Source organism: Pseudalkalibacillus sp. A8 (assembly GCF_045920555.1).
Lineage (GTDB): Bacteria > Bacillota > Bacilli > Bacillales > Fictibacillaceae > Pseudalkalibacillus.
On record NZ_CP174509.1, the window covers coordinates 2,481,594 to 2,504,790 of the forward strand.

At 36.4% G+C, this 23,197-nt stretch carries 23 protein-coding genes and 3 pseudogenes; 17 read left to right on the forward strand and 9 right to left on the reverse strand.

Annotated elements, in window-relative coordinates; all coding sequences use genetic code 11:
- Positions 1-14: 14 nt before the first annotated feature.
- The 5 genes from ACJROX_RS12860 to ACJROX_RS12880 are packed head-to-tail and all read left to right on the forward strand — an operon-like array spanning position 15 to position 4,085.
- Positions 15-386, forward strand: coding sequence for a hypothetical protein (locus ACJROX_RS12860; protein WP_408011137.1), 372 nt, complete (start codon positions 15-17; stop codon positions 384-386).
- 57 nt (positions 387-443) lie between these two features.
- Positions 444-2,180, forward strand: a complete 1,737-nt coding sequence (locus ACJROX_RS12865) for an FAD-binding protein (protein WP_408011138.1) — start codon at positions 444-446, stop codon at positions 2,178-2,180.
- A gap of 24 nt (positions 2,181-2,204) precedes the next feature.
- Positions 2,205-3,128 carry a fumarate hydratase gene (locus ACJROX_RS12870; RefSeq protein WP_408011139.1) on the forward strand — a complete coding sequence of 308 codons (924 nt, stop codon included), beginning with the start codon at positions 2,205-2,207 and terminating at the stop codon, positions 3,126-3,128.
- A gap of 18 nt (positions 3,129-3,146) precedes the next feature.
- Positions 3,147-3,743 carry a FumA C-terminus/TtdB family hydratase beta subunit gene (locus ACJROX_RS12875; protein ID WP_408011140.1) on the forward strand — a complete coding sequence of 199 codons (597 nt, stop codon included), beginning with the start codon at positions 3,147-3,149 and terminating at the stop codon, positions 3,741-3,743.
- A gap of 57 nt (positions 3,744-3,800) precedes the next feature.
- A complete protein-coding gene (locus ACJROX_RS12880; protein WP_408011141.1) occupies positions 3,801-4,085 on the forward strand; it encodes a cytochrome C oxidase subunit II in 285 nt (94 codons plus the stop codon).
- 146 nt (positions 4,086-4,231) lie between these two features.
- Here the strand turns inward: ACJROX_RS12880 and ACJROX_RS12885 are convergent, their stop codons facing one another.
- From ACJROX_RS12885 to ACJROX_RS12905, 5 genes are read right to left on the reverse strand one after another with little or no spacing between them, the layout of a single operon-like run.
- A complete protein-coding gene (locus ACJROX_RS12885; RefSeq protein ID WP_408011142.1) occupies positions 4,232-4,999 on the reverse strand; it encodes a sulfite exporter TauE/SafE family protein in 768 nt (255 codons plus the stop codon).
- Positions 5,000-5,031: 32 nt separating this feature from the next.
- Complete coding sequence (locus tag ACJROX_RS12890) at positions 5,032-5,499, reverse strand: tripartite tricarboxylate transporter TctB family protein (protein WP_408011143.1); 468 nt, start codon at positions 5,497-5,499, stop codon at positions 5,032-5,034.
- Complete coding sequence (locus tag ACJROX_RS12895; RefSeq protein ID WP_408011144.1) at positions 5,480-7,048, reverse strand: tripartite tricarboxylate transporter permease; 1,569 nt, start codon at positions 7,046-7,048, stop codon at positions 5,480-5,482. The genes ACJROX_RS12890 and ACJROX_RS12895 overlap by 20 nt, the downstream gene beginning before the upstream one ends.
- Before the next feature lie 38 nt (positions 7,049-7,086).
- Positions 7,087-7,284 carry a hypothetical protein gene (locus tag ACJROX_RS12900; RefSeq protein ID WP_408011145.1) on the reverse strand — a complete coding sequence of 66 codons (198 nt, stop codon included), beginning with the start codon at positions 7,282-7,284 and terminating at the stop codon, positions 7,087-7,089.
- Positions 7,285-7,324: 40 nt separating this feature from the next.
- Positions 7,325-8,314 carry a tripartite tricarboxylate transporter substrate binding protein gene (locus ACJROX_RS12905; protein ID WP_408011146.1) on the reverse strand — a complete coding sequence of 330 codons (990 nt, stop codon included), beginning with the start codon at positions 8,312-8,314 and terminating at the stop codon, positions 7,325-7,327.
- Positions 8,315-8,794: 480 nt separating this feature from the next.
- Here ACJROX_RS12905 and ACJROX_RS12910 point away from each other — a divergent pair, with 480 nt between their 5' ends.
- Positions 8,795-10,459, forward strand: a complete 1,665-nt coding sequence (locus ACJROX_RS12910; RefSeq protein ID WP_408010354.1) for an IS1634 family transposase — start codon at positions 8,795-8,797, stop codon at positions 10,457-10,459.
- 403 nt (positions 10,460-10,862) lie between these two features.
- On the opposite strand, the gene ACJROX_RS12915 is transcribed toward ACJROX_RS12910, so the two are convergent.
- Positions 10,863-11,720 carry an ATP-dependent DNA ligase gene (locus ACJROX_RS12915; protein WP_408011147.1) on the reverse strand — a complete coding sequence of 286 codons (858 nt, stop codon included), beginning with the start codon at positions 11,718-11,720 and terminating at the stop codon, positions 10,863-10,865.
- A gap of 860 nt (positions 11,721-12,580) precedes the next feature.
- Between ACJROX_RS12915 and cudC the strand changes: the two genes are divergently transcribed.
- From cudC to ACJROX_RS12950, 7 genes and pseudogenes are all read left to right on the forward strand, one after another.
- Positions 12,581-13,147 (forward strand): choline uptake/conversion transcriptional regulator CudC, encoded by a 567-nt coding sequence (gene cudC, locus ACJROX_RS12920; RefSeq protein ID WP_408011148.1) that lies wholly within the window; start codon positions 12,581-12,583, stop codon positions 13,145-13,147.
- A gap of 387 nt (positions 13,148-13,534) precedes the next feature.
- Positions 13,535-14,185 (forward strand): transcriptional regulator, encoded by a 651-nt coding sequence (locus ACJROX_RS12925; protein ID WP_408011149.1) that lies wholly within the window; start codon positions 13,535-13,537, stop codon positions 14,183-14,185.
- A 10-nt stretch (positions 14,186-14,195) separates the two neighbouring features.
- Complete coding sequence (locus ACJROX_RS12930; RefSeq protein WP_408011150.1) at positions 14,196-14,570, forward strand: RidA family protein; 375 nt, start codon at positions 14,196-14,198, stop codon at positions 14,568-14,570.
- Between the two features lie 73 nt (positions 14,571-14,643).
- A complete protein-coding gene (locus ACJROX_RS12935) occupies positions 14,644-15,747 on the forward strand; it encodes a threonine synthase (RefSeq protein WP_408011151.1) in 1,104 nt (367 codons plus the stop codon).
- A 44-nt stretch (positions 15,748-15,791) separates the two neighbouring features.
- Positions 15,792-16,787 carry a type II asparaginase gene (locus ACJROX_RS12940; protein ID WP_408011152.1) on the forward strand — a complete coding sequence of 332 codons (996 nt, stop codon included), beginning with the start codon at positions 15,792-15,794 and terminating at the stop codon, positions 16,785-16,787.
- Between the two features lie 199 nt (positions 16,788-16,986).
- A pseudogene (locus ACJROX_RS12945) lies at positions 16,987-17,211 on the forward strand (helix-turn-helix domain-containing protein); the annotation flags it as partial.
- Between the two features lie 265 nt (positions 17,212-17,476).
- Entirely contained in the window at positions 17,477-17,800 is a 324-nt protein-coding gene (locus ACJROX_RS12950; protein ID WP_408011153.1) for a hypothetical protein, read from the forward strand.
- A 468-nt stretch (positions 17,801-18,268) separates the two neighbouring features.
- Here ACJROX_RS12950 and ACJROX_RS12955 read toward each other — a convergent pair whose 3' ends face one another.
- Positions 18,269-18,760, reverse strand: coding sequence for an RrF2 family transcriptional regulator (locus ACJROX_RS12955; protein WP_408011154.1), 492 nt, complete (start codon positions 18,758-18,760; stop codon positions 18,269-18,271).
- Positions 18,761-18,977: 217 nt separating this feature from the next.
- Between ACJROX_RS12955 and ACJROX_RS12960 the strand changes: the two are divergent.
- Both ACJROX_RS12960 and ACJROX_RS12965 read left to right on the forward strand, forming a co-directional pair.
- Positions 18,978-19,619: pseudogene (locus tag ACJROX_RS12960) on the forward strand (FMN-dependent NADH-azoreductase).
- Between the two features lie 35 nt (positions 19,620-19,654).
- The gene (locus ACJROX_RS12965; protein WP_408011155.1) at positions 19,655-20,098 is read left to right on the forward strand and encodes a carboxymuconolactone decarboxylase family protein; all 444 of its coding nucleotides are present in this window, start codon (positions 19,655-19,657) and stop codon (positions 20,096-20,098) included.
- Positions 20,099-20,492: 394 nt separating this feature from the next.
- Here the strand turns inward: ACJROX_RS12965 and ACJROX_RS12970 are convergent, their stop codons facing one another.
- Both ACJROX_RS12970 and ACJROX_RS12975 read right to left on the reverse strand, forming a co-directional pair.
- Positions 20,493-20,720, reverse strand: a complete 228-nt coding sequence (locus ACJROX_RS12970) for a hypothetical protein (protein WP_408011156.1) — start codon at positions 20,718-20,720, stop codon at positions 20,493-20,495.
- A gap of 219 nt (positions 20,721-20,939) precedes the next feature.
- A complete protein-coding gene (locus ACJROX_RS12975; RefSeq protein WP_153789963.1) occupies positions 20,940-21,545 on the reverse strand; it encodes a TetR/AcrR family transcriptional regulator in 606 nt (201 codons plus the stop codon).
- 170 nt (positions 21,546-21,715) lie between these two features.
- Here ACJROX_RS12975 and ACJROX_RS12980 point away from each other — a divergent pair, with 170 nt between their 5' ends.
- Positions 21,716-22,894 (forward strand): ABC transporter permease, encoded by a 1,179-nt coding sequence (locus ACJROX_RS12980; protein ID WP_408011157.1) that lies wholly within the window; start codon positions 21,716-21,718, stop codon positions 22,892-22,894.
- Positions 22,882-23,039, forward strand: a pseudogene (locus ACJROX_RS12985) (helix-turn-helix domain-containing protein); the annotation flags it as partial. The gene ACJROX_RS12980 and the pseudogene ACJROX_RS12985, both read left to right, overlap by 13 nt.
- Between the last annotated feature and the right edge of the window lie 158 nt (positions 23,040-23,197).

Consider the following 23,197-nt stretch of genomic DNA (forward strand, 5'->3'; position numbering starts at 1 on the left):
GAGATGATTATTAATTGGCTACTACTGGTTTACAAACAAAGAAAGTCCAAGAAGTTAAAATTAAACAACGCCCTTTTGTTGGTTATATCGCTTGGGTCGTACAAAGGGTCACAGCGTTACTATTATTTTTCTTGTTACCATTAAAAATTTATAGTGGCTATGTCATAGTAGGGAAGTTACCGGGGACAGGAATTATTTCAACTTTACATCTAAATTCTTTGTTAGATGCGACATTGATTTTTGCACTAATTTTCCATGCCTTATACGGTATGAGGGTTATTCTCATTGATGTAGGACTTGTAAAAGATAATCGAGATATCTTTATGGTTTTTACGATCATCGGTGCAATTTTATGTGCATTAACATTTTATTTCATAGTTTCTTAATAGCAGCTAGTATAAGGATAATTTTTTAATAACAACATAAGGAAGGTGTAAATATTAATGGAACATGTTAAAGCAGATATCCTTGTGCTAGGGAGTGGTGGAGCTGGGTTATTTGCAGCTCATCATGCAGCTGATCAGAATCCCAATTTGAAGATAATCGTTTCTTCTAAAGGACTTGTGGGAAAAAGCGGATGTACTCGTATGGTTCAAGGTGGATATAATGTTGTCATTCATCCCGATGATTCTATCGAAAAACACTTCAAGGATACCATAAAAGGTGGAGGCGGAATAAATGATCAAAAAATGGCTTGGACTCTTGTAAATGATGCGCCCAAAAGAATAAGAGAGTTAGAGACGAAGATGGGGGTTTTTTTTGATAGAAATGAAGATGGGACGGTACACCAAAAACCATTTGCAGGACAATCTTTTGATCGGACCGTACACAAAGGGGATCTTACTGGGATTGAAATCATTTCTAGATTGCGTGATCAGCTTTTTGCTAAACCAAGTGTTGTCTGTTGGGATGAAGTAAGAGCAATCGATTTGTTGATTGACGAAGAAAATTGTAGAGTTGTAGGCTGTCTAATGATAAATATGAGGTCTGGGGAATTCATTGTCATTCAGTGTAAGGCAGTGATTGTAGGAACTGGTGGAGCAGCAACCATGTATAAAATTGCTACTCCTAGCCTCGAAAAGGCTGGAGACGGCATGGCTATGTGTTATCGAGCAGGAACAGAATTTCTTGATATGGAGATGATGCAATTTCATCCTACAGGCTTATTGGCAGAGAATTCTCGATTAAATGGGGGTGTGTTGGAGGAAGGACTACGAGGTGCTGGAGGGTATCTAATCAACTCCCATGGTGAAAGATTTATGAAGAATTATGATCCAGATCGTATGGAGCGTTCTACCCGGGATAGGGTTTCGAGAGCAGCTTACATGGAAATTATGGAAGGACGCGGTACACCCCTAGAGGGGGTCTATATTGATGTTTCCCATTTAGGAAAGGAAAATGTTTTAAGAATGTTTCCAGGTATGGTCGAGCGTTGCCGTGATGTAGGGAAAGATTTAAGTATCGAACCTGTAGAAATTTCACCTGCTGCTCATTTTCAAATGGGGGGGGTTAAGGTGTCTGTAAATTGTGAATCGAATATTGAAGGGTTATACGTTGCAGGAGAGGATGCAGGTGGCGTCCACGGTGCAAACCGACTGGGTGGAAATGGGGTTTGCGATTCTACTGTATTTGGTGCAAGGGCTGGAGACGCTGCAGCATCTTATGTAAGTGAAAGGGATATTAACGCCAAAATATCTAATCAACAGGTACATTCCATCATAGAAGAAGTAATAGCCCCGTTTAGCCGGTTAGAAGGTGAAAACCCATTTTATATTCGTAATGATTTAAAAGAGTTAATGTGGAATAATGTTGGTTTGGTACGTAATGGTAAGGACTTAGAAACAGCAATCAATGAACTTTCGTTACTTGAAGAGCGTGTTAATTGTGTTTCGGTCAAAGGACCAAAAAAATATAATTTAACATGGCAAGAATTTTTAAATGTACGCAATCTTGTAACCGTTTCCAAAATGGTAGCTTCAGCTTCTTTGATACGTACCGAAAGTAGGGGGTCTCATTATCGACAAGATTATCCTGAAATTAATGATGAAGATTGGTTAAGTAATATTTACATAACAGAAAGCGAAACCGGGGAGCCGCACCTTAGAGTAGAAAAAACAAATCAAACACACATCGATGTTAGAGAAATTGAAGGATATCAAACCATTACAGTATCAAAATAATTTCTTTAAAGGGAAGGGATGAGCATGGCAGTAGCAGATTATGTTGCTAACTATAAAGATGTTTGGGAAGCGGATGAAATATTTTATCAGAGTGTAGAAGAAGCTTGTAAAACAATTTATATCGAATCTCTCAAAGACTTACCTCCTGATGTAAGAACAGCATTAGAAAGGGCTTATGAAAATGAAGAGTTGGAAAGTGGAAAGGAAATTTTAGCGACGCTAATAAAGACCGTTTCAACTGCTGATGATAAAAAGTTGTTAATTTGTCAAGATACAGGGATTCCTATTTATTTTGTTAAAGTTGGGAATCAAGTGAGGCTCGATGGTTTACGATTTGAAAAAGCGATTAAAGAAGGAACTAAACGTGCTACTTTAGAGCATCCTTTAAGAAGTAGTATAGTCAATACATTATCAAGAAAAAATCATGGTACATCAACTGGAAATCAGGTACCTGTTATTCATTATGAATTCGTTGAAGGAAAAGAAATAGAGATTCTTATTGTTCCTAAAGGTTCTGGTTCAGAAAATATGAGTTATCTTAAAATGTTGACACCAGCTGCTGGTATTGACGGTATTAAAAAGTATGTATTGGAGTGTGTTTTTGAATCAGGTGCAAATCCATGTCCACCAACAATAGTCGGAATCGGTATTGGAGGATCAGCAGATAAGTGTGCAGCTTTGGCTAAAAAGGCAGCCGCACGTGAAGTTGGTTCACCTAACCCAGATCCCGAAGTGAGGGAACTTGAAGAAGAATTGTATACCTTAATCAACAAGATGGGGATTGGTGCTCATGGACTGGGAGGAAGTACAACGGCGTTAGCGGTACACATCGAATCAGCAGATACTCATATGACACTGAATCCAGTCGCTGTAAACATGATGTGTTGGCCGGCAAGAAGAATGAGGGCAACTTTCAGACAGCAAGAATACCCGGAAATTACATATTAAGTAGAGGTGAGAGTAAAAGTGGCACATTATCGTTTGAAAGCACCTTTAACAGATAATGATATAAGTCAATTATATGCTGGGGATACTGTTACCATAGATGGTATTATTTTTGGAATACGTGATGCAAATTTAATCCGCCTTTTTGATAAAAAAGTTGATTTACCTGAAGACCTAAAACCTCAATTAAAAGGTGCTATAGGCCTGCATACAGCTCCAGGTGTAAAAAAACAGGAAGATGGAACATACGAAAAGGTGAGTATTGGAACAACAACTAGTTACCGAATGGATCGTTTTACAAGAGGATTAATGGAAGAGTATGGTGTTAAAGTAATTGTTGGAAAAGGAGGACTTCTTGAAGATGGATGCCAAGCACTTGTCGAACTAAAGGGTTGTTATTTTACCATTCTAGGGGGGGCTGCAGCATTAGAGACTACACAGGTAGAAAAAATTGAAGATGTATGGTGGGAAGACCTAATGCCTGAAGCTATCTGGAAGTTCAGGGTAAAGGATTTTGGCCCATTAATTGTTTCCATTGATTCGCACGGGAATAACAAATATAAAAATGTTAAAAAAATTGCACGAAAAAATCTTGATGAAATCCTAAATAAAATTTAGATAGACCGTTATATAAAAGTAAATAGTTGAAGTATTTTAAGGGAGTGAAAGTTCCAATTGAAAAAGAATTTTATAATCATATTATCCCTATTCGTATTTTTTATTGGTGGCTGTGGGGGAACCAATGACGAAGATACTAATAGTAATGGAGAAACTCTTAAATTAGTAGCAACCAACTGGGAATTTGATAAAGAAGAATATAAAGTTCCACATGGAGAAGTTTCCATTATACTTGAAAATAAAGAAGGACATCATGGAATTATTATTGAAAACACCGATATTGAAATTAAAGAAGAAGGTCAAGTTACAGCGAACCTTGAAGCAGGTGAATATACCGTATGATGTATAATTCCATGCGGAGAAGGCCATGAAGAAATGACAGCCAAACTAATAGTTGAATGATATAGAACCGGAATTTTATTTCCCGGTTCTTTTCATTGCCATAAGATTAAACTATGTTATTAGTAACCTGTTATTTGAAAACTTTATTAAAATAAATCAAAGAATAATTTAACACTAATTATTAATATTGAATAAGCTGCAATTCTTTTTAGCACAATAGAGTTTAATTGTTTCGTTATACGACCACCTATTTGTGCTCCTAAGATTCCCCCTATAATAAGCATAACCCCATATCCGAGAGGTAGGGACCCAACACTTAATATTGTTATAAAGCTTCCGGCTGATAAAAGAAAACACGTAATTAGACTTGATCCAATTGCTTTTTTTATAGGTAGTTTAAATACAAAAATCATTAATGGAACAAATATAAAACCTGCAGCTAATCCGACAAGCCCACCCAAAACCCCAATAATAAAGCTTGAAATTATTGTTAAAGTAATTGACAAATATGTAAATTCAAATGGTTTTAAACCCTCACCATCTTTTAATGGGATCTGCATGACAATAGAAGCCAAGATCGCAAGTGAAGCAAAAAATATTTGTAAAAAAATTTCTGGTGAATGAGACGCTAACATTACACCCATAATTCCTCCAAAAAATGCAGGAATCCCTATCATTAACACAATTTTTATATCAACAAGCTTTGTTCGAACATAATACAATCCTCCTGATAATGTAGAAAAAAAAGCTTGCATGATTGCTAGCCCAGCGATTACCTGCATAGGAAAATGAGTGTCAAAAATAAAAGGAAGGAGTATCATTAACGTAAAGATTAGAATGATACCCCCACCAATAGATAATAATCCTGTAATAGTCCCGGAAAACAAACCTAATAAAAACATAGTAATGTACATGGATTAACTCCTCAATGTGATATTTATATTTTTTAAATGATGCCACTTGGAATAGGGACTTTTAATAAAAGATCAAAAGTTACATAAAGTATCCCAACTACCATTATAGAAAGACATACTGGTTTTAAATATCCTTTCCAACCTTTGTTTTCATTTCTTAAATATACACTTAGTAAAATGAGGAAAAGAATACTCGTGATATAGAAACCTAGTATTGGCATTATAAAAATATAAATAATTAAACAAATAATACTGATCCATCTTCTCTTTGGATTAATATTGTCTTTTTCCTCATCATTTTTGGATGATGGATATTCATATTTTTTATAAAATAATGCTTTTAAAAGTAACAGTCCTCCTAAAAGGGCAAATGTACTAATTACCACTATCGGGAAAGTATCAGCCGGTGGTGTAAGTTCTTTTGTATTGATATAAAATAATAAACTGATTGCTAAGACTATTATAGAAACTACAATATCCTTAACTCTGTTCCTTACCATATCCATCTTCTCCTTCTTTTATAAGTGTTGCAGCAACTTGAAGGTTCTCAGTCTGTTGTTTGGTCCTTTTCTCAAGGTAATTCATGAATATAGGTGTTATGAGGGATAGTCCTGTTAAGATGATCAAAATAATACAAATTGGACTGGTAAAGAAAATTTGTAACATACTGGTCCCTGTTTGAGAAACAAAACTCGCTTGAACAAATCCATTTTCAGCAATAATTCCTAATACTAATCCAAGAACAATAGGGCCTGGTAAAATATCACATTTTATTGAAAAGTAACCAACAATACCACAAGCAATCATAACAAACACATCTAGCAAACTATTTCTAATAGAATAGGAACCTATTACCGCTAAGACAGCAATAATGGGAGCTAAATAATGAACAGGTATGGAAATTGCTTTTACAAAAAGTCTTGTTCCTAACAATCCAATAAACAAAAGTATTAAATTAGCCATTAGCAATCCCATGATAAAGGTATAGGCGATTCCACTTGACTCTACAAATAATTTGGACCCGGGAGTAAGACCATGTATTAATAACCCACCTAAAAGAACAGCTGCTACTGGACTTCCAGGGATCCCTAATGTAAGTAATGGAATGAGAGAAGAACTAACTGTTGCATTGTTTGCAGACTCACTAGTAGCGACCCCATCGATATTACCCTTACCAAATTCTTGCGGAGTTTTTGAAAATCTTTTTGATTCGTTATATGCAACGAAGCCTGCAACATTTCCTCCAGCACCAGGTAACATTCCGATTATTGTACCGATTATAGAACTTCTAATTAAAACAACCGGTTTCTTAATTGTTTCAATAATTGTATTTTTATAAACTCCTTTCCGTTCTTTATAGGTTGCAATATACTTATCATTACGTTCCATCATATTAAGTACTTGTGGTATGGAGAAAAAACCTATCATTGCCGGGAGAAGGGTTATCCCCTCAATCAGGCTGTACGAACCGAAAGTAAATCGGGGATATCCGGTAGCTGGATCCATTCCAATCAAAGCTAATAACAAGCCAAAGGAACCACCAATTAATCCTTTAAGAATCGATTTCCCTGCCAAGCTACCAATGATGGTAAGTCCAAATATAGCAAGCCAAAAGTTTTCTGCAGGCCCGAAACCCAATGCAAAATTAGCAAGAGGTGATGCTAAAAAGATCAAGGCCAGTGCCCCAACTATACCTCCAACCACAGAAGCTATCAGAGCAGTAATTAAGGCTCTATCTGCCTGTCCTTTCAACGTCAATGGATATCCATCAAAAGTAGTCGCAACTGCAGCTGGTGTTCCAGGTGTATTGATGAGTATGGCCGAGTTAGCCCCACCGAACATGGCTCCTGTATACAATGCCCCTAGTGCCAAAAGACCTGTAGCGGGGTTCATCCCAAACGTCAAAGGAACAAGCAAGGCAACTCCCATGGTTGCAGATAATCCTGGAAGAGTTCCTACTACAACACCTGCCGTAATAGCTAATGTCATTACTAATATATTTTCAATACTAAGGCTCTGTATTAAACCGTAGATAATTTCACTAATCATGGTAACCTCCTATTACTAGTTTGTGAGCAGTTTAATATTTACCTAATATTTTTTCTGGTTACCTTTTTGTTATTCCTCAACCCTAATTGTTTAATGGATAGATTGGTATATTTCTCACGTTTTGTTGATAATCCAGAAAGTGTACCTAAAAAAATCCCAACTGAAATTGATATAACCATTGTAAATAATTCTTTTTTTTTGGGACTTTGTAGTAATTCAAGGATTTCATTAATCATAGTATCTCCTTTTCTTCGGATGTAATGATTATAACTGTTCCTATTTATTCAAAAGTTCATATTTAGTGAGTATCTCCTTAGCCTCTGCTTTTTCTTCCTCTATTAAATCTGCCCATTCATCTCCAGTTATAAATCCATCAACTAAACCAGCATTTTTCATCATTTCCTTGTATTCAGGTAAACTTGTTATCTCTTGTAATGCCTTCAATAATTTCTCGTGGACTTCTTTAGGAGTGCCTTTCGGTAATGCTAAACCACGATCAATTGCTGCAACTAAATCAACACCCTGTTCTTTAAATGTAGGAACATCAGGCAACCATTCATGCCGCTCCTCTGTACCAATTGCTAGAATATTAAATTTATCTTGATCTTTGGTTACATCACCAACATTTCCTATAATAGCGTCAATATGGCCGCCTAATAATTGTTTGACTTGATCAGCAGAACCAGGAAGTGGCACAAGTGTAACTTCTACATCAGCAGCTTCCATAAATTTCAATGCTGTTAAATGGTCACCTGTTAATTTTCCTGTCAGTCCAACAGATAAACTCCCAGGATCCTCTTTCAATTTTTTAATAAAATCATCTAATGTTTTGTAGTCACTATCGGTACGTACAGCTAATACCTGAGGATCGTGTACTAGTCGTGCTAATATATAGAAACTATCCGTTTCAAATTGAGTTTCTTTCTTCCCTAGAGATTGTAAAACAATATGGGGCATATTGATTGAACCCATTGTATACCCGTCTGGTTTAGACTTTGCTAGTTCTGTAAATCCAACTTCCCCACCAGCTCCGGGTTTATATTCAATAACCATACTTTTAGGAAAATGATCTTTCCAGAACTTCTCAATAATTCTCTGATTAGTATCAGTGGTTCCACCTGCACTAAAAGGAACGATATTTCTTACATCTCTTACTGGATAGTCATCTGTGTTTGCATTACCACTACTCATATTTTCTAGAGTAGAACATGCAGTAACCATTAATAAAAGAATGAACGAAAGTAAAATAATAATAGTTTTTTTCATTTCTTTCTCCTCCTCAAAAATTAAAATTTTTCTCTTACAGAAAACAAAATCGGCTTTAATCCTCCTTTCGGGGAAACATCCTTAGATCATACTTACAATTATGTAAACGCTACCAAAAGAAAGTACATTAAATGGAATCTTGTTGTAAGTTTGTGGTTAAACAATTCTAAGGGGATTAGTTTTTATAAATGATGTGGTTTTTGACTCGGTGACCCAACCAATATATATAATTATTAAAACATTATTTGTTTAAATATTCAATATATTTTAAAAATTATTTTAGCATAATTAGCTTATAAATATTGATTCAAATAAACCCCGAGTTCGACAGTAAATAGGCACATTTTCAGAAATCTATGATAGACGTTCTTTATCTATCAAGGATTCCGGGGAATTGTGCTTTTTTTTCGATTTCTTCATAGGCACACGTTTACTGATATTTACCTTTACATATAGGTGATAATAGTTTATTGTATAGGTATGTACATAAGACGCGTAACCCGTAAAAATAAAAATGGAACTACAACCGCGTACCTTCAACTCGCTCATAATGAATGGGATCCGAAAGCCAAATATGCGAAAGCAAAGGTGATTTATTCCTTCGGTCGGGAAGAACAAGTCGATTCCGCCGTCCTGGAACGTCTGGCACAGAGTATTTCGAGATTCCTTTCTCCTGAAGCTGCGTTGAAGTCGAAAGAAAAGATTAGTGATGTCGCAGAATTTCTCTTCCAGTCGTCGAAAAGTATCGGTGGCATCTGGCTATTTGATCAGTTGTGGAAGAAAATCGGCATGGACAGTATCCTCGAGGAAGTGTTCTCTTCGAGACAACACACTGTCGATCTCGAACGGCTGATCTTTACAATGGTAGCGAACCGTGGTCTTTCTCCTTCGAGTAAACTGGCGATGGAAGAATGGGTATCTGAAGATGTGTATATCCCTGGGGTGAAAGAAGTGCACAGCCACCAGCTTTATCGTGCGATGGATGAACTTCTAGCCGTTCAGTCTGAGTTGGAAGAACGTGTCTTCCATTCGGTCTCGGACCTATTGAACTTGGAGGTCGATCTTCTTTATTTTGACACCACATCCAGCTACTTCGAAGTAGCACCGGATGAGGTGCCGGAAGATGAAACATTCCGCAAACAAGGATTCTCAAAAGATAAACGTTCAGACCTTGTGCAGACCGTAATCGGGCTTGCGGTCACCCGAGAAGGCATTCCGATTCGTGTTTGGTCATGGCCTGGCAATACGATGGATATGACCGTAATTGAAGAAGTGAAAAAAGATTTGATAGGCTGGAAACTTGGACGAGTCATACAAGTCGCTGATCGCGGATTTTCCTCAGAAGAAAACCTCCGGATCCTCCAGCGAACAGGCGGTCATTACATCATTGGTGAACGCATGCGTTCAGGGAAGAAAGACGTTGAAGAAGCCCTTAGTAAACGCGGACGATTTCAAAAGATCCGACAGAACCTTCAGGTTAAAGAAGCTATTATTGGGAACGGGGAGGCACGTAAACGGTATGTCATTGCGTACAATCCGATAGAAGCGAAACGAGATCAAGCTCAACGGGAAAAGATTGTAGAGACGATTGAAATGAAGCTATCGGATCTCAAGCAACTTCCGAATGAGGCCCACCGAAAAGAAGCTTGCCGCCTTCATGCCCATGGCACATACGGGAAGTACATTCGCCAATTGAAAGATGGTACCTTGAAGTTGAACAAACAAGCTGTTCGAGATGCGGCGAAATACGATGGGAAGTATTTGATTCGTACATCGGATGACACGCTTTCCTTAGAAGATATCGCACTGGGCTACAAGCAACTCTTAGACGTAGAAGATGCGTTTCGAACTTTGAAATCAACCCTTCGGCTTCGACCGATGTATCACCGTCTAGAGGATCGAATTCGATCTCATGTACTAATCAGTTGGTTGGCACTCTTACTCGTTCGGATTATCGAAGTTGAAACCGATGAAACCTGGGAACAACTACGGAAAGAAATGAATCGATTACATTTAGGACATTTTTCTACAAAAGATGGAGACCTATATCAGCGCACAACGTTAACATCAAAACAACGTCAAACCTTTGCGGCACTTGGGTTGGAGACACCTCCAAAGGTCGTTGATATCCAGCCGAAATCCTAGTTACACACGTTTTTGAATAAAAAATGGGCATAACCCCTTATTTGGCATGGGTTTGTGCCCATTTCGTTTACCTAGGGACTGTCGAACTCGGGTAAACTATATTTCTTTCTACAAATGAGATTTAAATAATTATATTCATTGTTGTAAACAGAGTGTTTTAAAAGTAAAAGAGGAAATGTTAAGAGGACTTTATAGGAATGTGTAATATTTATCTATGAATGGGGATTGAGGTTCTTGATCATCTCGTCGCAATGCTAACGCTGGGTATACAAGTTTGAAAGAAAAAGGATATGTATAGTAACTTGGAAGGAGCTAGTCTCCTTCCATTCTTTTGCATTTCCAATGGAAAATTTGATAAGGTTTTTTATTATGAGCTTTGTTGTTTAGAGAGGCTGCTTTGAAGTTAAATAATAAACTCTTCAAATACCGGAGTCCTTAGTAGCCCCTTTTTGGTCCAATTTCGGAATTTTACCTTCGCACGGATAGCGGGGTCCAGGTAAACCCTTTGGTGATCCTCATGGGTAATCAGTGATTTGGAAACTTGATAAAAAGCCTTACGCTCATCGGGTGAAGCTCCATATTCAATTACACCGACTGGTTTCATTCGATGGTCTTCTTCAATCGATGCAAGCCAGCCGGTTTGATCTTTTTTATATCCTGTTATAAAGACATCAGTGTACTGCCAATTGATAATCTTTAACCATTGGTTGGACCGGATCGGTTGGTAGACACTGTTTTTAAATTTAGCAACCATTCCTTCAAGGTTCGCTTTTTTTATTGCTTCAAAGTAAGATACGCCGTCTCCCTCAATAAACCTGATTTTGGTGAAGGTCTGGTTATCCTTTATAACTTCTTCCAGAATAGCTTTTCGTTCCATTAAGGGGAGCTTTTGAAGATCCTCCCCCTTATAAAATAAAATATCAAATGCTACAAAGTTAGCTGGTTGGGCTATCGCTCTTTGTGTGATTCTTTGTTTGTTTTTTGTCAGGAAACGTTCCATCACCGCTTCAAAGTCTACCTGTTTTGTTAGAGGATTGAAGCAAACGACTTCTCCGTCTAGGATGATATCTTCCTTGAAAGGGACATTCAATAATTCAGGGAATCGATCTGTTACAATGTTTTTGTGGCGTGTATATAAAGTGGGCGTTCCGTTGATTTGACTATAGATCCCTCGAAAACCATCCAGTTTCATTTCATAGATGTATTCAGGATCACTAAACGCATGTTTACTTGTTTGCAGAAGCATAGGGGTAATATACATGAGTCTCACCTAAGCCAAGTTTAACAAAGGACTCATAAAAGTTGTTAGTAAATTGCTATTGGTAATTTTAGGGGATTTTTGTATTAAAGCTTGAATCTTTAATCATAAATCTTAGATTCTAATTTCGTTTTTGTTTCGGATCCACTTAAAAAGTTGTTCTTCCTTCCCTTTCAAAGAAGATGATAACATCTCGCATGTGGAATACAAGTGAACGGAACCGCAATATTCACATTCTTCACATGCATGGGCTATGTAATGGATCTCCCAAGTTCTCTTTCCTAATCTGGAATAGACAAGAGGTGTTATTAACTATATAAATAAATGATAAATGGTACGGTTTCCCATCAAAATTACGCTCCACCCGTAACGATTCCCAATCAATCTTTGAAAACTGCATATTTAATTCACCTCACCGTTTTGTATATTACATTTTAATTATAAGAACAAAAGTTCGTAATACGCAAACGGAAACTGGATTAAAACAGGTTTTTTATTGTTAAATTGAATTTTAAGTTATTCCAGAAAAGGGCCATTTAATGGAGTATGGCCTCATATGCTAACCGAATTTAGTTTTAGGAAAGTAAAATAGAAAGTGTAATGATATACTTAAAAAATGGGGGATTTATGCTGTTAGAAACTGTTATACTCCAGGTTAAATCAAGGTATGAAGAAGCATTCGTAGTACATCAAGAATCATTTTCTTCATATCACATAAATTACAACTTTGTATGGAGTTAAGTGGAAATACCTACTGTTGTTTGCACAGGAAACATTGGAAGACCACACGTTGGATTTTAAGTATCTATAGTATTGACAGGAAATCTGCACCACCATAAAGAGAAGCGGAAGGAGAGAGGACCATGGATGAAAACGGACAACCGTCCGCTGAATCAAAAATTAACCATGCCGAGAAAGAAGTCATTAATGCCATTGCCGAAACAATGGATTTGTACGGTATAACCCCGTCAATTGGCCGACTTTATGCCACAATGTACTTTAAACAGCATCCGATGACCCTTGATGAAATGAAAGATGAGCTTGGCATGACTAAACCTAGTATGAGCACAGCGGTCCGCAATTTACAGGACATCAACATTGTCCGGAAAATATGGCAAAAAGGTTCAAGGAAGGACCATTTCGTGGCTGAGAAAAACTTTTTCAAATATTTCGGCCAATTTTTCGGAAGTAAATGGAAAAGGGAAGCCGAGTTAAACCTTTTCGCCATTAAACAGGCTGAATATTTACTGCAAGAAGTCATAGAAGATGAAAAAAACGAAGAAAGTTTAAAAGAAAGGGCTAGGCAAGACCTTGAACAGTTAGAAGAGTACAAGAAATACTGTTACTGGCTTCAACAACTTGCGGATTCAATCGAGTCTGGTGAAATTTTTTACTTTTTACCAGTGGACAATTCAAATTCGAAGACATAATTTCAAGTAGAGAAATTTTTGTAATAGGGCGTATTTCTGATAGAAGAATTGCGTCCTTTCTTAGCTTTTATTACAATCTATTGGAATCGTTAGTAAAAAAAGAAATATCAAGAGATCTTCATCAATAGGGCGCAATTCTGGAATAAAGAATTGTGCTCTTTCTTAATGAATAGGGCCATATTGTTTAGTAAGAAAAATGAAGTTTGTGAAGAAACGTACTAAACGCAGCAGTTTAGTTAAAGAAAGCCTATCTAATCATTCATTTTTAGGTGATTTGCTAATCCTTAAGATGAATTTTTAAAAATTATATAAAAAAATCTACATATTACTTTTTTATATAAAAAAATATATAATTGAATAGAAATTTAAAAAATGAGGTAGTTAGATATGGAAGAAATTAAGAAAGTATTAGAGAGTTTTATCCCTATAGCAAAATCTACTGCAAAAATGTTTGGACCAAACTGTGAAGTCGTTATTCATGATTTGACGAACCCTCAAGCATCTGTAATGTTTACAGTAAATAACCATGTTACAGGAAGAGAAATCGGTCAATCATTTGATCACCTAGTGAAGACTGTATTACAATCAGAAGATTTTAAAGAAGATTATCTTGCAGGTTATACATTTGTAACAGAAGATAAGCGTACTATTCGTTCTTCGACTTCATTAATACGTGATTCCAAGCAAAAAGTGATTGGTGCTTTCTGCATAAATTTTGATGTTGAAGCACTGAATCATATGCAACAATTTATGAATACTTTTCTTTCTACACAAGTTGAAGTTCAAGAGAATGAAACAAAATCAGATGATGATATTGAAAATGTTGAAGGAATAGTGGATCAATTGATTCAACAAATCATTCAAAACAGTGTTCATCCAGTCATGAAACGCCATGAAAAGATTGAATTAATAAGATTTATGGACGAAAAAGGCATTTTTTTAATGAAAGGATCTGTTGAGAAGGTCGCATCTTTGTTAGGCATTTCCAAAGTAACAGTTTATAGTTATTTGGATGAAATCAAAAATAAATCAAGTTAAGGAGAATCAAATGAAAAGCATCTTTGAAGTAGGAAATTTAAAATCAAATGGACACTATGCATTAGCAACAGTTCATCAGAACACTGTCTATGTATCAGGGCAATTTGCCATTAATCCAGAAACCTGTGAAAAGAAATTTGGCACCATCGAAGAAGAAACATTACAAGCACTTAAGAATGTGGAAATGATTGTAGAAGCAGCTGGAAGTAAAAAAGAGCAGATTTTGCGTATGACATTATATATTCCGGATGTAAAATTATGGGGTAAAGTAGATGCTGTTTATAAGAAATTTTTCGGTGAACATAAACCAGCTCGAACCGTTGTACCAACTAATGAATTACATTTTGGATTCAAAATTGAAATTGATGCCATTGCATATATTTAGTTATATTTTTTTACCTATTTTGTATAAAAAAGTCTAATTTATATAAAAAATTATTCGAAAGGATTGATAAATGATGAAACAATTTATTTGTAACAGTTGTGGCAAAAAGCATGATATTACACCAACTCTATGGAAATGTGAATGTGGCGGAGTATTAAACATAGTAAAAGATACCCCAAAAGTTGATATTGCAGCTTGGAATAACTATCCAAACTCATTATGGCGTTATTTTGAAACCATGCCATTCGCAAAGGATTCTAAGACATGGGAATCCGTGACAATGGGTGAAGGTCAATCACCTTTAATCGTTCTAGATCCTATGGAGCCAAATACGTATGTAAAAGTTGATTATATGATGCCTACATTATCCTTTAAAGATCGAGGAGTAGTTGTTTTGATGACAAAGGCAAAAGAATTAGGGGTATCAAAAGTAATTGCTGATAGTAGTGGTAATGCAGGAACGGCGATTGCAGCTTATGCAGCACGTTGTAGTATTGCCTGTGATATATATCTAAGTGATGAAACTTCACCGAAAAAGATCGCTCAAATAAAAGCCCATGGAGCAACGATTAAAGAGATTCGTGGTACACGAGAGGACATTGCAGCTGCGGCACAAAAAGCAGTAGACGAAGAAAAAGTTTTTTACGCAAGTCATGTGTATAATCCTTATTTTTATGAAGGAACGAAAACATATGCCTATGAAATTTATGAACAATTAAATGGTGCGCCTGATGCTTTAATTATTCCGGTTGGAAACGGTACGCTTCTCCTAGGTGCGTACTATGGCTTTAAAGAGTTATTTGAAAATGGATTAATTGATAAAATACCGAAAATCGTTGCCATTCAAGCGGAGAACTGTGCGCCTCTTGTGAAAGCTTACCAAACCGCGGAGGAATCAGCACAACCTGTTACGAATAGAGGTACTTTAGCGGAAGGGATAGCTATTGCTGCACCAGCGCGTTCCAAACAAATTTTAGAAGCTGTACGTAATACCAATGGTACGTTTATTGATATTGAAGAAGATGAGATTCTGAGTGCACGAGCTAAACTGAGTGAGAAAGGATTTTATGTGGAAGTGACATCAGCAGTAAACTATGCTGGCTACATCAAGTATAAAAAGGCACCAGAAGAAATAATAATCATACCTCTTTGTGGTGCAGGTATTAAATCAAAATAAACCCAGAAGGCCAGCTAGGTGAAAAAAGATGTAGGAGAGATAACATGAGAAACAAGTCAACGATAAAAATTATTGCAACTGGTGGAACAATTGCAGGGGCTGGTACTTCAAGTACAATGACTACGGGCTATCAACCTGGCGCTTTGTCTATTGATGAATTATTAAAAGAGGTTCCGGTTTTAGCAAATGTTGCGAATATAAAGGTTGAACAGTTGTTTAATATTGATAGTGTGGATATGACAACAGAACGACTATTAGCGTTAAGTAAATATATAAATGAAACTTTGTTACATGAAGAAGTAGATGGTGTTGTGATCACACATGGTACAGATACACTGGAAGAAACCGCCTATTTTTTACATTTAGTGATTAAAAGCCATAAACCAGTCGTGATTGTTGGAGCAGTCAGACCAGCAACAGCGATTAGTGCAGAAGGTCCGTTAAATATCTATAATGGTGTGAAAGTTGCTTGTGATAAAAAATCACATGGAAAAGGTGTGCTTGTTGTTCTCAATGATCGAATCGGCTCCGCACGTTTTATGACAAAAATGAATACTACAATGGTAGATTCGTTTAAAGCCCTAGAACAAGGTTACAGCGGCTCAATTGTTGGAGGAGAGGTTTACTATTTTTATAAAGATATTACCTATCGCCATACTACCGAAACAGCCTTTGACGTAAGGTTAATCAACGAGTTGTCTAAGGTTTCGATTATATATGCGCATCAAGGGGACGATCGGTATTTATATGACGCGGCGGTACAAGCAGGTGCAAAAGGAATTGTTGTAGCTACGGCTGGAGGCTATACTATTTCTAAACAAGCAGAGGCTGGAATTCATGATGAGTTAAACAAGGGAGTTATCGTCATACGGTCATCTCGACTCAATACGGGAATTGTTAGCCGTACTGATATGGATAATCAACACGGATATATCGTATCTGAATCATTAAATCCTCCAAAAGCACGGATTCTTCTTATGCTAGGATTAAGCTTAACAAATGATAAAAATGAGATTCAACAGTATTTTCATATATACTAAATTTTTTGAGTGTTCCTTAGAAGAATGAAAAATAGAATAGATTTTTCACGATTTCATGCAACGACTGATTTTAAGCTCTTAAATAAATTGAAGTAGAACTTGTTCCGCGATTCATTGAAAAATCTATCTTTTTCATGATTTTTTGTTGGAAAAGATAGATTTTCAATAGCAATATAATGATTGAGAAGGTGTAAGTCCATTTTATTTAAATCGTATGTTTAGGAACAAAACCGGATTAACTCCTCATATGTACTTAGAGAAAATTAGAATATACAAGTCGATGATCCTGTTATCAACGACCTCTTTAAAAAGCACAGAAATAGCCTATAAGGTAGGATATGAAACACTATCAAGCTTTTACAAGGCATTCAAAAGGGTTACCAATAGTTCACCTAAAGAATATAGATCAAATAATAGCAAATGAACCAAGATTAGAAAATCGATGTTCAACAAACGGGCCAATTCAGAAGTATTAGAGTATGTTCGTTATTCAAGAAAAGGGGCGACACTCAAGAAGAATTACGCCTTTTTTAGTTTAAATTAACAAAATGAGAAGGATTGTGAAGATAAAAATTGAAGGAATGGTAGGTCAGTTTTTAAAGAACTTCATAGGCAAACTTATACGATTCCACCTCTAGACGGATGTGAAATCTTTGAAGTACTTATAAAATAAAAGAGAGGTGATATCAATGGGCAAACAACCTGAAAATTTATTTGATTTAGTAAAAGTGAATAAAAATTATAAAGGCTTTATAGAGGTAAACTCAGACCAAAATTTATTATCCAAAGTAATCGAGCTCTTCCAAGAGGAAAGAGAACAAAACCATGAGTTAATAAACGTCATCAATAATTCTTTAATTTTAGGTCAATGTAGAGATAAACGGGACCTGGAGGAGAAATATAAAGAAGTGATTAGAACAATTGGCGAATTTGATGATATAGAGGTGTATAATACACTCACTGAGTGGAGTCGCTTATGTTGGGAGATATCACTAAATAAACTGAATGTTTAAATATGTACACTAAATGGGTGCTTTTTCTTAATTAGAATAGCGTCTTTTAAAAATGCAGTATTCAAGAAAATGGGCATATCCGAAGTAGGATACGCCTCTTTTTTTAATGAAAATAAATATTGTTTTAGATACTTCAATTTGAAATGATTAGTAATAAATAGGGTGATGGAAGAAGTTTTTCAAGAAATAGACGGTTCATCTTGGATCCGCAGCTTATATATAATGGTAAGTTATTATTAGTACCCTGAATAAAATCCTATCAATCATCCATAGTAGATAAGTTTCTTTTTCAATTTATTTTATTCAATTAAAGGGCCATTATCTTGAATAACCTACCAAGATTGTGAAAGGGTAAAGTTGAGTATTGGTTGTAGTTATCAATAAACAATTGAAACATAAATTTTCCTTGAACAAAGAAAAAACCTCTCTAAATTCCTGTTAATTTAGGAATTTCACGAGAGGTTTGTTTTATATGTTGCTCTTCGAAAAATATTTCCGAGTATCTTCACGTATTTGTTTGGGTAAGACACGATCAAGTTCTTCATTTAACCATGAAAGTGTTTTAATACGTAAGTCATCACGCATTTTTTCTTCTGCAGAGAGCATAACTAAATTGATGGTGCAAAAAGAGGGAGCTGTACAGCAGTTTCCTCTATACAAATAACCATTATCTTTAATATTTTTACATTGAAAAATAGGCTTAGGACCTTCAACTGCTTCAATTACATCCCAAAAGGAAATATCTTCTGGGGACTTAGATAACCTATATCCTCCCTTTACACCGGGGACAGAACTTACAATACCAGCCTTAGATAATTTACCGAAAACTTTTGAAAGAAATGTCTCAGAAAGTCCTTGGAACTCTGCCAAATCCTTTATCCCAACACTTTCATTAGAAGGAACATCAATTAAATAAACCAGACAATGTAAAGCATACTCAACTCCAACACTATATTGCATATAAACTCACCTACTTTGATTAAGGATTATCAAATTGTATCTTAGGAGTATTCAGAGATCTAGTCAAATAAAAGAAATCTCTTTTGGTAAATTTTATTCATTTGACAAAAATAATTATAGCATATATTATTGACTATGTTAATCGACGATTGATCCAGTCTTTAATTATTGCTTAAATTCATTTTTATAAGGAGAATACAAATGAACAAAACACACTATCATTAACGCACATCCAAAAGTAGATGATACTTCTTCATATAGTTTGCAGGTTTTTAACCACTTTTTGAAAACTTTTTTAAGGAATTAATTCCGGATAGCGAAGCAATTGAACAGATTAATCTGTACAGTGATATAGTGCCGATGATAGATAAAACGGTTTTAAGTGCTTGGGAAAAACAAGAAAAGGACAAGAACTAACTAGCCAAGAACAAAAAGTAACGGAGCGTATGTCTGAGATTTTAAAACAATTTAAAAGTGCAGATACGTATGTCATCGTTTTACCTTTGCATAATTTTAATATTCCATCAAAATTAAAAGATTATATGGATAATATCTTAATGGCACGTGAAACTTTTAAATATACTGAAAATGGTTCAGTGGGACTGCTTAAAGACGGACGGAGAATGCTTATCATACAAGCAAGTGGATCAATCTATACAAATGATGATTGGTATACAGAAGTTGATTACTCTCAAAAATACCTGAAGTCAATGTTCAATTTCATTGGTATTCAGGATTACCAAGTCATTCGGGCGCAAGGAACTGGCTTTATTGGAGCCGAATGAAGTATTACAAAAATAAAAATAAAGAAGCTGAAGAAGTTGCTTCAAGATTAGCATCTAAATTAATACTGTCTTAAAGGAAAAGAAAAAGGCATTTAAGGAGGTAATTAAATTGGAACAACGGATTGATTATTATAATGTGATACCAGAAGCACTTAAAATAATGATGGAAATGGAGAAGTATACGAAAACCACAGGTATAGACCGTAAACTACGTGAACTTATAAAAATTCGGGCTTCTCAAATGAATGGTTGTGCATATTGTATTAACATGCATACAGCTGATGCTAGAAAAATGGGAGAAACGGAACAACGTTTATATTGCATTAGTGCTTGGAGAGAGTGCACATTCTACACAGATGCTGAAAAAGTGGCTCTTGAGTTGACAGAGTACGTAACTTTAATCCCGACAAAACGTGTGCCAGACGAGCTTTATAAACGAGTACGTGAACATTATGACGAGAGACAATATGTTGACCTTGTTCTAATAATTAATCAAATCAACAGTTGGAATAGAATTTCTATTGCAGTGGGGAATACAGCAACGGAAAAATAATTATTCTAGGGCGAACATCTTATAGTGTTCGTCTTTAATTATGTTTTGTTTACCTTTTTCTTTTATCTTCATCGTAATCTCTTAAAAAAGGGCACACTTACAGAATTTTTGTATAACAGTTTTCTATGCTGCAGTCACGACTTTCCACCAAGGAATCTAGTTGGCCAGTAACACCCAACAATTTTTGGGGTTTAATGTTCCGTCAAATGGAAGAAAAACTCATGAGGTAAAACAAGTTGGTGTTCATTCGATTTATACATTAAAGTACCCTCCATGTGCACGGTTTTTATACAATCCGTTCAGATATCCTTGCACATGACTTCAAGATTCAGCATTCAGAACCCTTGTTACATCTAAATTTCTTTTTATTCAGCAAGCCCTACTTATTAACCCGCTAGTATATCTCCTCTTGGATATCTAATATTTTCCCCGTTTTCTGTTTAGCTAATGAAAATGCTAATGTCAACGGACCAAGTTTACCTATAAACATGATCAATATGAAAATGATTTTTCCAAACGATGTAAGGTCTCCAGTCAATCCCATCCAGTAATGTGGAGCAAAACTTTTGGACACCGCCGTCGTTTCGGTCACATCGATTGGTTTCTGTATACTTTCCATCATCCAAAGCAGCCTCTTTGTTTCTATTTGCTTCCCCTGCTCGAATCTGATAAGAGCTACCACGATATTCGAGCACTTTCACCTTGAAGACCTCCATCATTTTACCCCATTTCCCATCTTTTACCTCATTTTACCATAACAGCGAAAGTGTTAGGCACCTTTTAGGATTGTACGATTATCAATGCTTCTGAAACGATACCTGACTCTTTCTTAAAAATACTATCATTCGATTTTGAAGCCGGCAGTTTGTATTGGTCCTTGGGTGATGAGTTTGGAGAGCTGGTTGGCCATCTCTTCAGGTGTAGGCTTCTCCTCTTGGTTTAACCACCATTGGATGACAGCTACGAAGGCAGCGCTGATGAAATGGAGAAGGAGATCTTTCGGGATTTGGAATTGGGTTGGATCCTTCACGACTTCTTTTATGTGCCTGTCGAACTTATCACGAATCACTTCTTCTAAATTGTTCCTGAAACCATTGATTCCATTTTTACCGAACATGACTTGATAGAACATCTGATGTTTTTGTATACATTGGTAAACATTGGTGACACTGCCTTTTAACCTCTCAATATTCACTTCTTGATCTGCCTGGTCGAAAGGCGGATTGATGACGCTGATCAATTCCTGGATGACATCAGAACTCATTTTTTCCAGAAGGTCATACTTGTCATCATAGTGAAGATAGAAAGTTGCGCGGTTGATTAACGCTTCATCTGCGATCTCTTGAATGGTCATTGCGTCAAAGCCCTTCTCTTGGATAAACTTCAAGAATGCTTCGTTAATGAGTTTCCTCGTCCTTTTTACTCGTAGGTCTGTTTTCTTAGCCATTTTTTCATCCCTCTTTTATCAAATAAGCAACAAATTTAAATCAGGTGTCGTTTATCATACATATCGTAAAACATTGGTTATTGTATGTTTCTTGTATTCTTCTATAATGGCATTGTAAACAACATAGTGTTAATTAATCAAAAACTTGTCTATTAAGGGGGATGTATAGGATGAATTTCTTTAAGCAGGAGCTATTCTGGGGCGGGTTCGCTGGAATACTGATTGCTGTCATCATTTTTACATTTTCATTCATGGGTTCCACCGTCAATCCAACACCAAAAGACATGCCGTTAGCACTTGTCGTGGAAGATGAAGGTGTGACACCCCCAACAGGAGAGCAGTTGAACTTCGGTAAAATGTTAGAAGAGCAAATCAAACAGAATGACAATGAGAGTGTGGAATGGACCATTCTGGAAAGTCGCGAAAAAGCAATCAATGAGATGAATGACAAGAACTTCTATGCGTCTATCGTCATTCCGAACGATCTATCTCAAAAGATTCCTACTCTATTAGGTCCAAGTCCGAAAAATGCTGAAGTCGAGATTCTGATCAATGAGGGGTTGAACAAACCAGCTGCCGCAATCGGAGAGCAAGTGGCTAATGGAATCATCGCAAAGTTGAACCAACAAGTCCAAACCAATTTATATACGCAAGTGTCGGAGCGTCAGATGCCGTTAAGTTTAGAACAAGCCCAGCAGCTCGCACAACCCATCTATGTAAAAACGGAGAAACTGAACCCTGTTCCAAGTTATACCGCAAACGGTAACGCGCCAGCCGTATTCACCCAGATTATATGGCTGACGACGTTCATCAGTTCCATGATCCTTTTTACAGTGGTTAAAAAGATCGGCTTACGATGGACGTCTCTTGTCAGTCAACTGCTTGGCGGATTCATTTTCGTGAGCGGAATTACGGGTCTCGTATTCTGGTTGGCGAACAACGTGCTGGGGGTCACAATCCCTGACAAAGGCGGCATGTTGATCCTAATGCTTTTCGTCGGTCTCATGTTCTATTTCATTCAGGGAGCGTTCTTGAACTGGATTGGATATGCAGCAGCGCCGATTTTCATACTCTTGTTCTTCTTCTCGATGCCGGTCTTGACCCTGCCGCCTGAAATGTTGCCAGACATCACAAAGAGCTGGCTGTATGATTGGATTCCATTCCGTTTCAGCGTAGAGGCGTTCAAAGATATCCTGTTCTTCGATAAAAACCCTTTGAACGACGGCATTGGCATATTAGGCTATACCGGTCTCATCAGCCTGCTCGTAATGAGCTTGTCCGTTCTGAAACCTACTGCTAAAAAGTTAGAACAACCGAAAGTAAAAGAACCTGCTAGAGGGGCCGATTAAAGAAATATCATAAAAATCACGCAGGAATGAATTATGCAGTAAAGCTATATAAAGAAGGAGGGGTATGACTGTAAATCAAATTTATGAAATTACAAATGTGTCAAGAGCCTCATTATATAGAAAGCTATCGGAAGGGAACAGATAATCATTCCTTATTCTGAAATTGAAGATCTCTTAGTAGGGATTAATAAATTAATAACAAAACTTGCCCTTGAACTCCTAAGTTTTAGGGGGGAGGTAAAATTCGACCACAGATCATTTTCATAAAAAGGAACAATAAGGCTGGGATGACAAAATACAAGG

Excerpts from the sequence above, each read along its gene's own strand:
- ACJROX_RS12925 (WP_408011149.1), top strand. The coding sequence starts at position 13,535 with ATGGAAGAAATTAAGAAAGTATTAGAGAGTTTTATCCCTATAGCAAAA.
- ACJROX_RS12950 (WP_408011153.1), top strand. The coding sequence starts at position 17,477 with ATGGGCAAACAACCTGAAAATTTATTTGATTTAGTAAAAGTGAATAAA.
- ACJROX_RS12955 (WP_408011154.1), bottom strand. The coding sequence starts at position 18,760 with ATGCAATATAGTGTTGGAGTTGAGTATGCTTTACATTGTCTGGTTTAT.
- ACJROX_RS12935 (WP_408011151.1), top strand. The coding sequence starts at position 14,644 with ATGAAACAATTTATTTGTAACAGTTGTGGCAAAAAGCATGATATTACA.
- cudC (WP_408011148.1), top strand. The coding sequence starts at position 12,581 with ATGGATGAAAACGGACAACCGTCCGCTGAATCAAAAATTAACCATGCC.
- ACJROX_RS12910 (WP_408010354.1), top strand. The coding sequence starts at position 8,795 with ATGTACATAAGACGCGTAACCCGTAAAAATAAAAATGGAACTACAACC.
- ACJROX_RS12980 (WP_408011157.1), top strand. The coding sequence starts at position 21,716 with ATGAATTTCTTTAAGCAGGAGCTATTCTGGGGCGGGTTCGCTGGAATA.
- ACJROX_RS12870 (WP_408011139.1), top strand. The coding sequence starts at position 2,205 with ATGGCAGTAGCAGATTATGTTGCTAACTATAAAGATGTTTGGGAAGCG.
- ACJROX_RS12975 (WP_153789963.1), bottom strand. The coding sequence starts at position 21,545 with ATGGCTAAGAAAACAGACCTACGAGTAAAAAGGACGAGGAAACTCATT.
- ACJROX_RS12885 (WP_408011142.1), bottom strand. The coding sequence starts at position 4,999 with ATGTACATTACTATGTTTTTATTAGGTTTGTTTTCCGGGACTATTACA.
- ACJROX_RS12900 (WP_408011145.1), bottom strand. The coding sequence starts at position 7,284 with ATGATTAATGAAATCCTTGAATTACTACAAAGTCCCAAAAAAAAAGAA.
- ACJROX_RS12915 (WP_408011147.1), bottom strand. The coding sequence starts at position 11,720 with ATGTATATTACCCCTATGCTTCTGCAAACAAGTAAACATGCGTTTAGT.
- ACJROX_RS12940 (WP_408011152.1), top strand. The coding sequence starts at position 15,792 with ATGAGAAACAAGTCAACGATAAAAATTATTGCAACTGGTGGAACAATT.
- ACJROX_RS12905 (WP_408011146.1), bottom strand. The coding sequence starts at position 8,314 with ATGAAAAAAACTATTATTATTTTACTTTCGTTCATTCTTTTATTAATG.
- ACJROX_RS12890 (WP_408011143.1), bottom strand. The coding sequence starts at position 5,499 with ATGGTAAGGAACAGAGTTAAGGATATTGTAGTTTCTATAATAGTCTTA.
- ACJROX_RS12865 (WP_408011138.1), top strand. The coding sequence starts at position 444 with ATGGAACATGTTAAAGCAGATATCCTTGTGCTAGGGAGTGGTGGAGCT.
- ACJROX_RS12895 (WP_408011144.1), bottom strand. The coding sequence starts at position 7,048 with ATGATTAGTGAAATTATCTACGGTTTAATACAGAGCCTTAGTATTGAA.
- ACJROX_RS12970 (WP_408011156.1), bottom strand. The coding sequence starts at position 20,720 with ATGATGGAAAGTATACAGAAACCAATCGATGTGACCGAAACGACGGCG.
- ACJROX_RS12930 (WP_408011150.1), top strand. The coding sequence starts at position 14,196 with ATGAAAAGCATCTTTGAAGTAGGAAATTTAAAATCAAATGGACACTAT.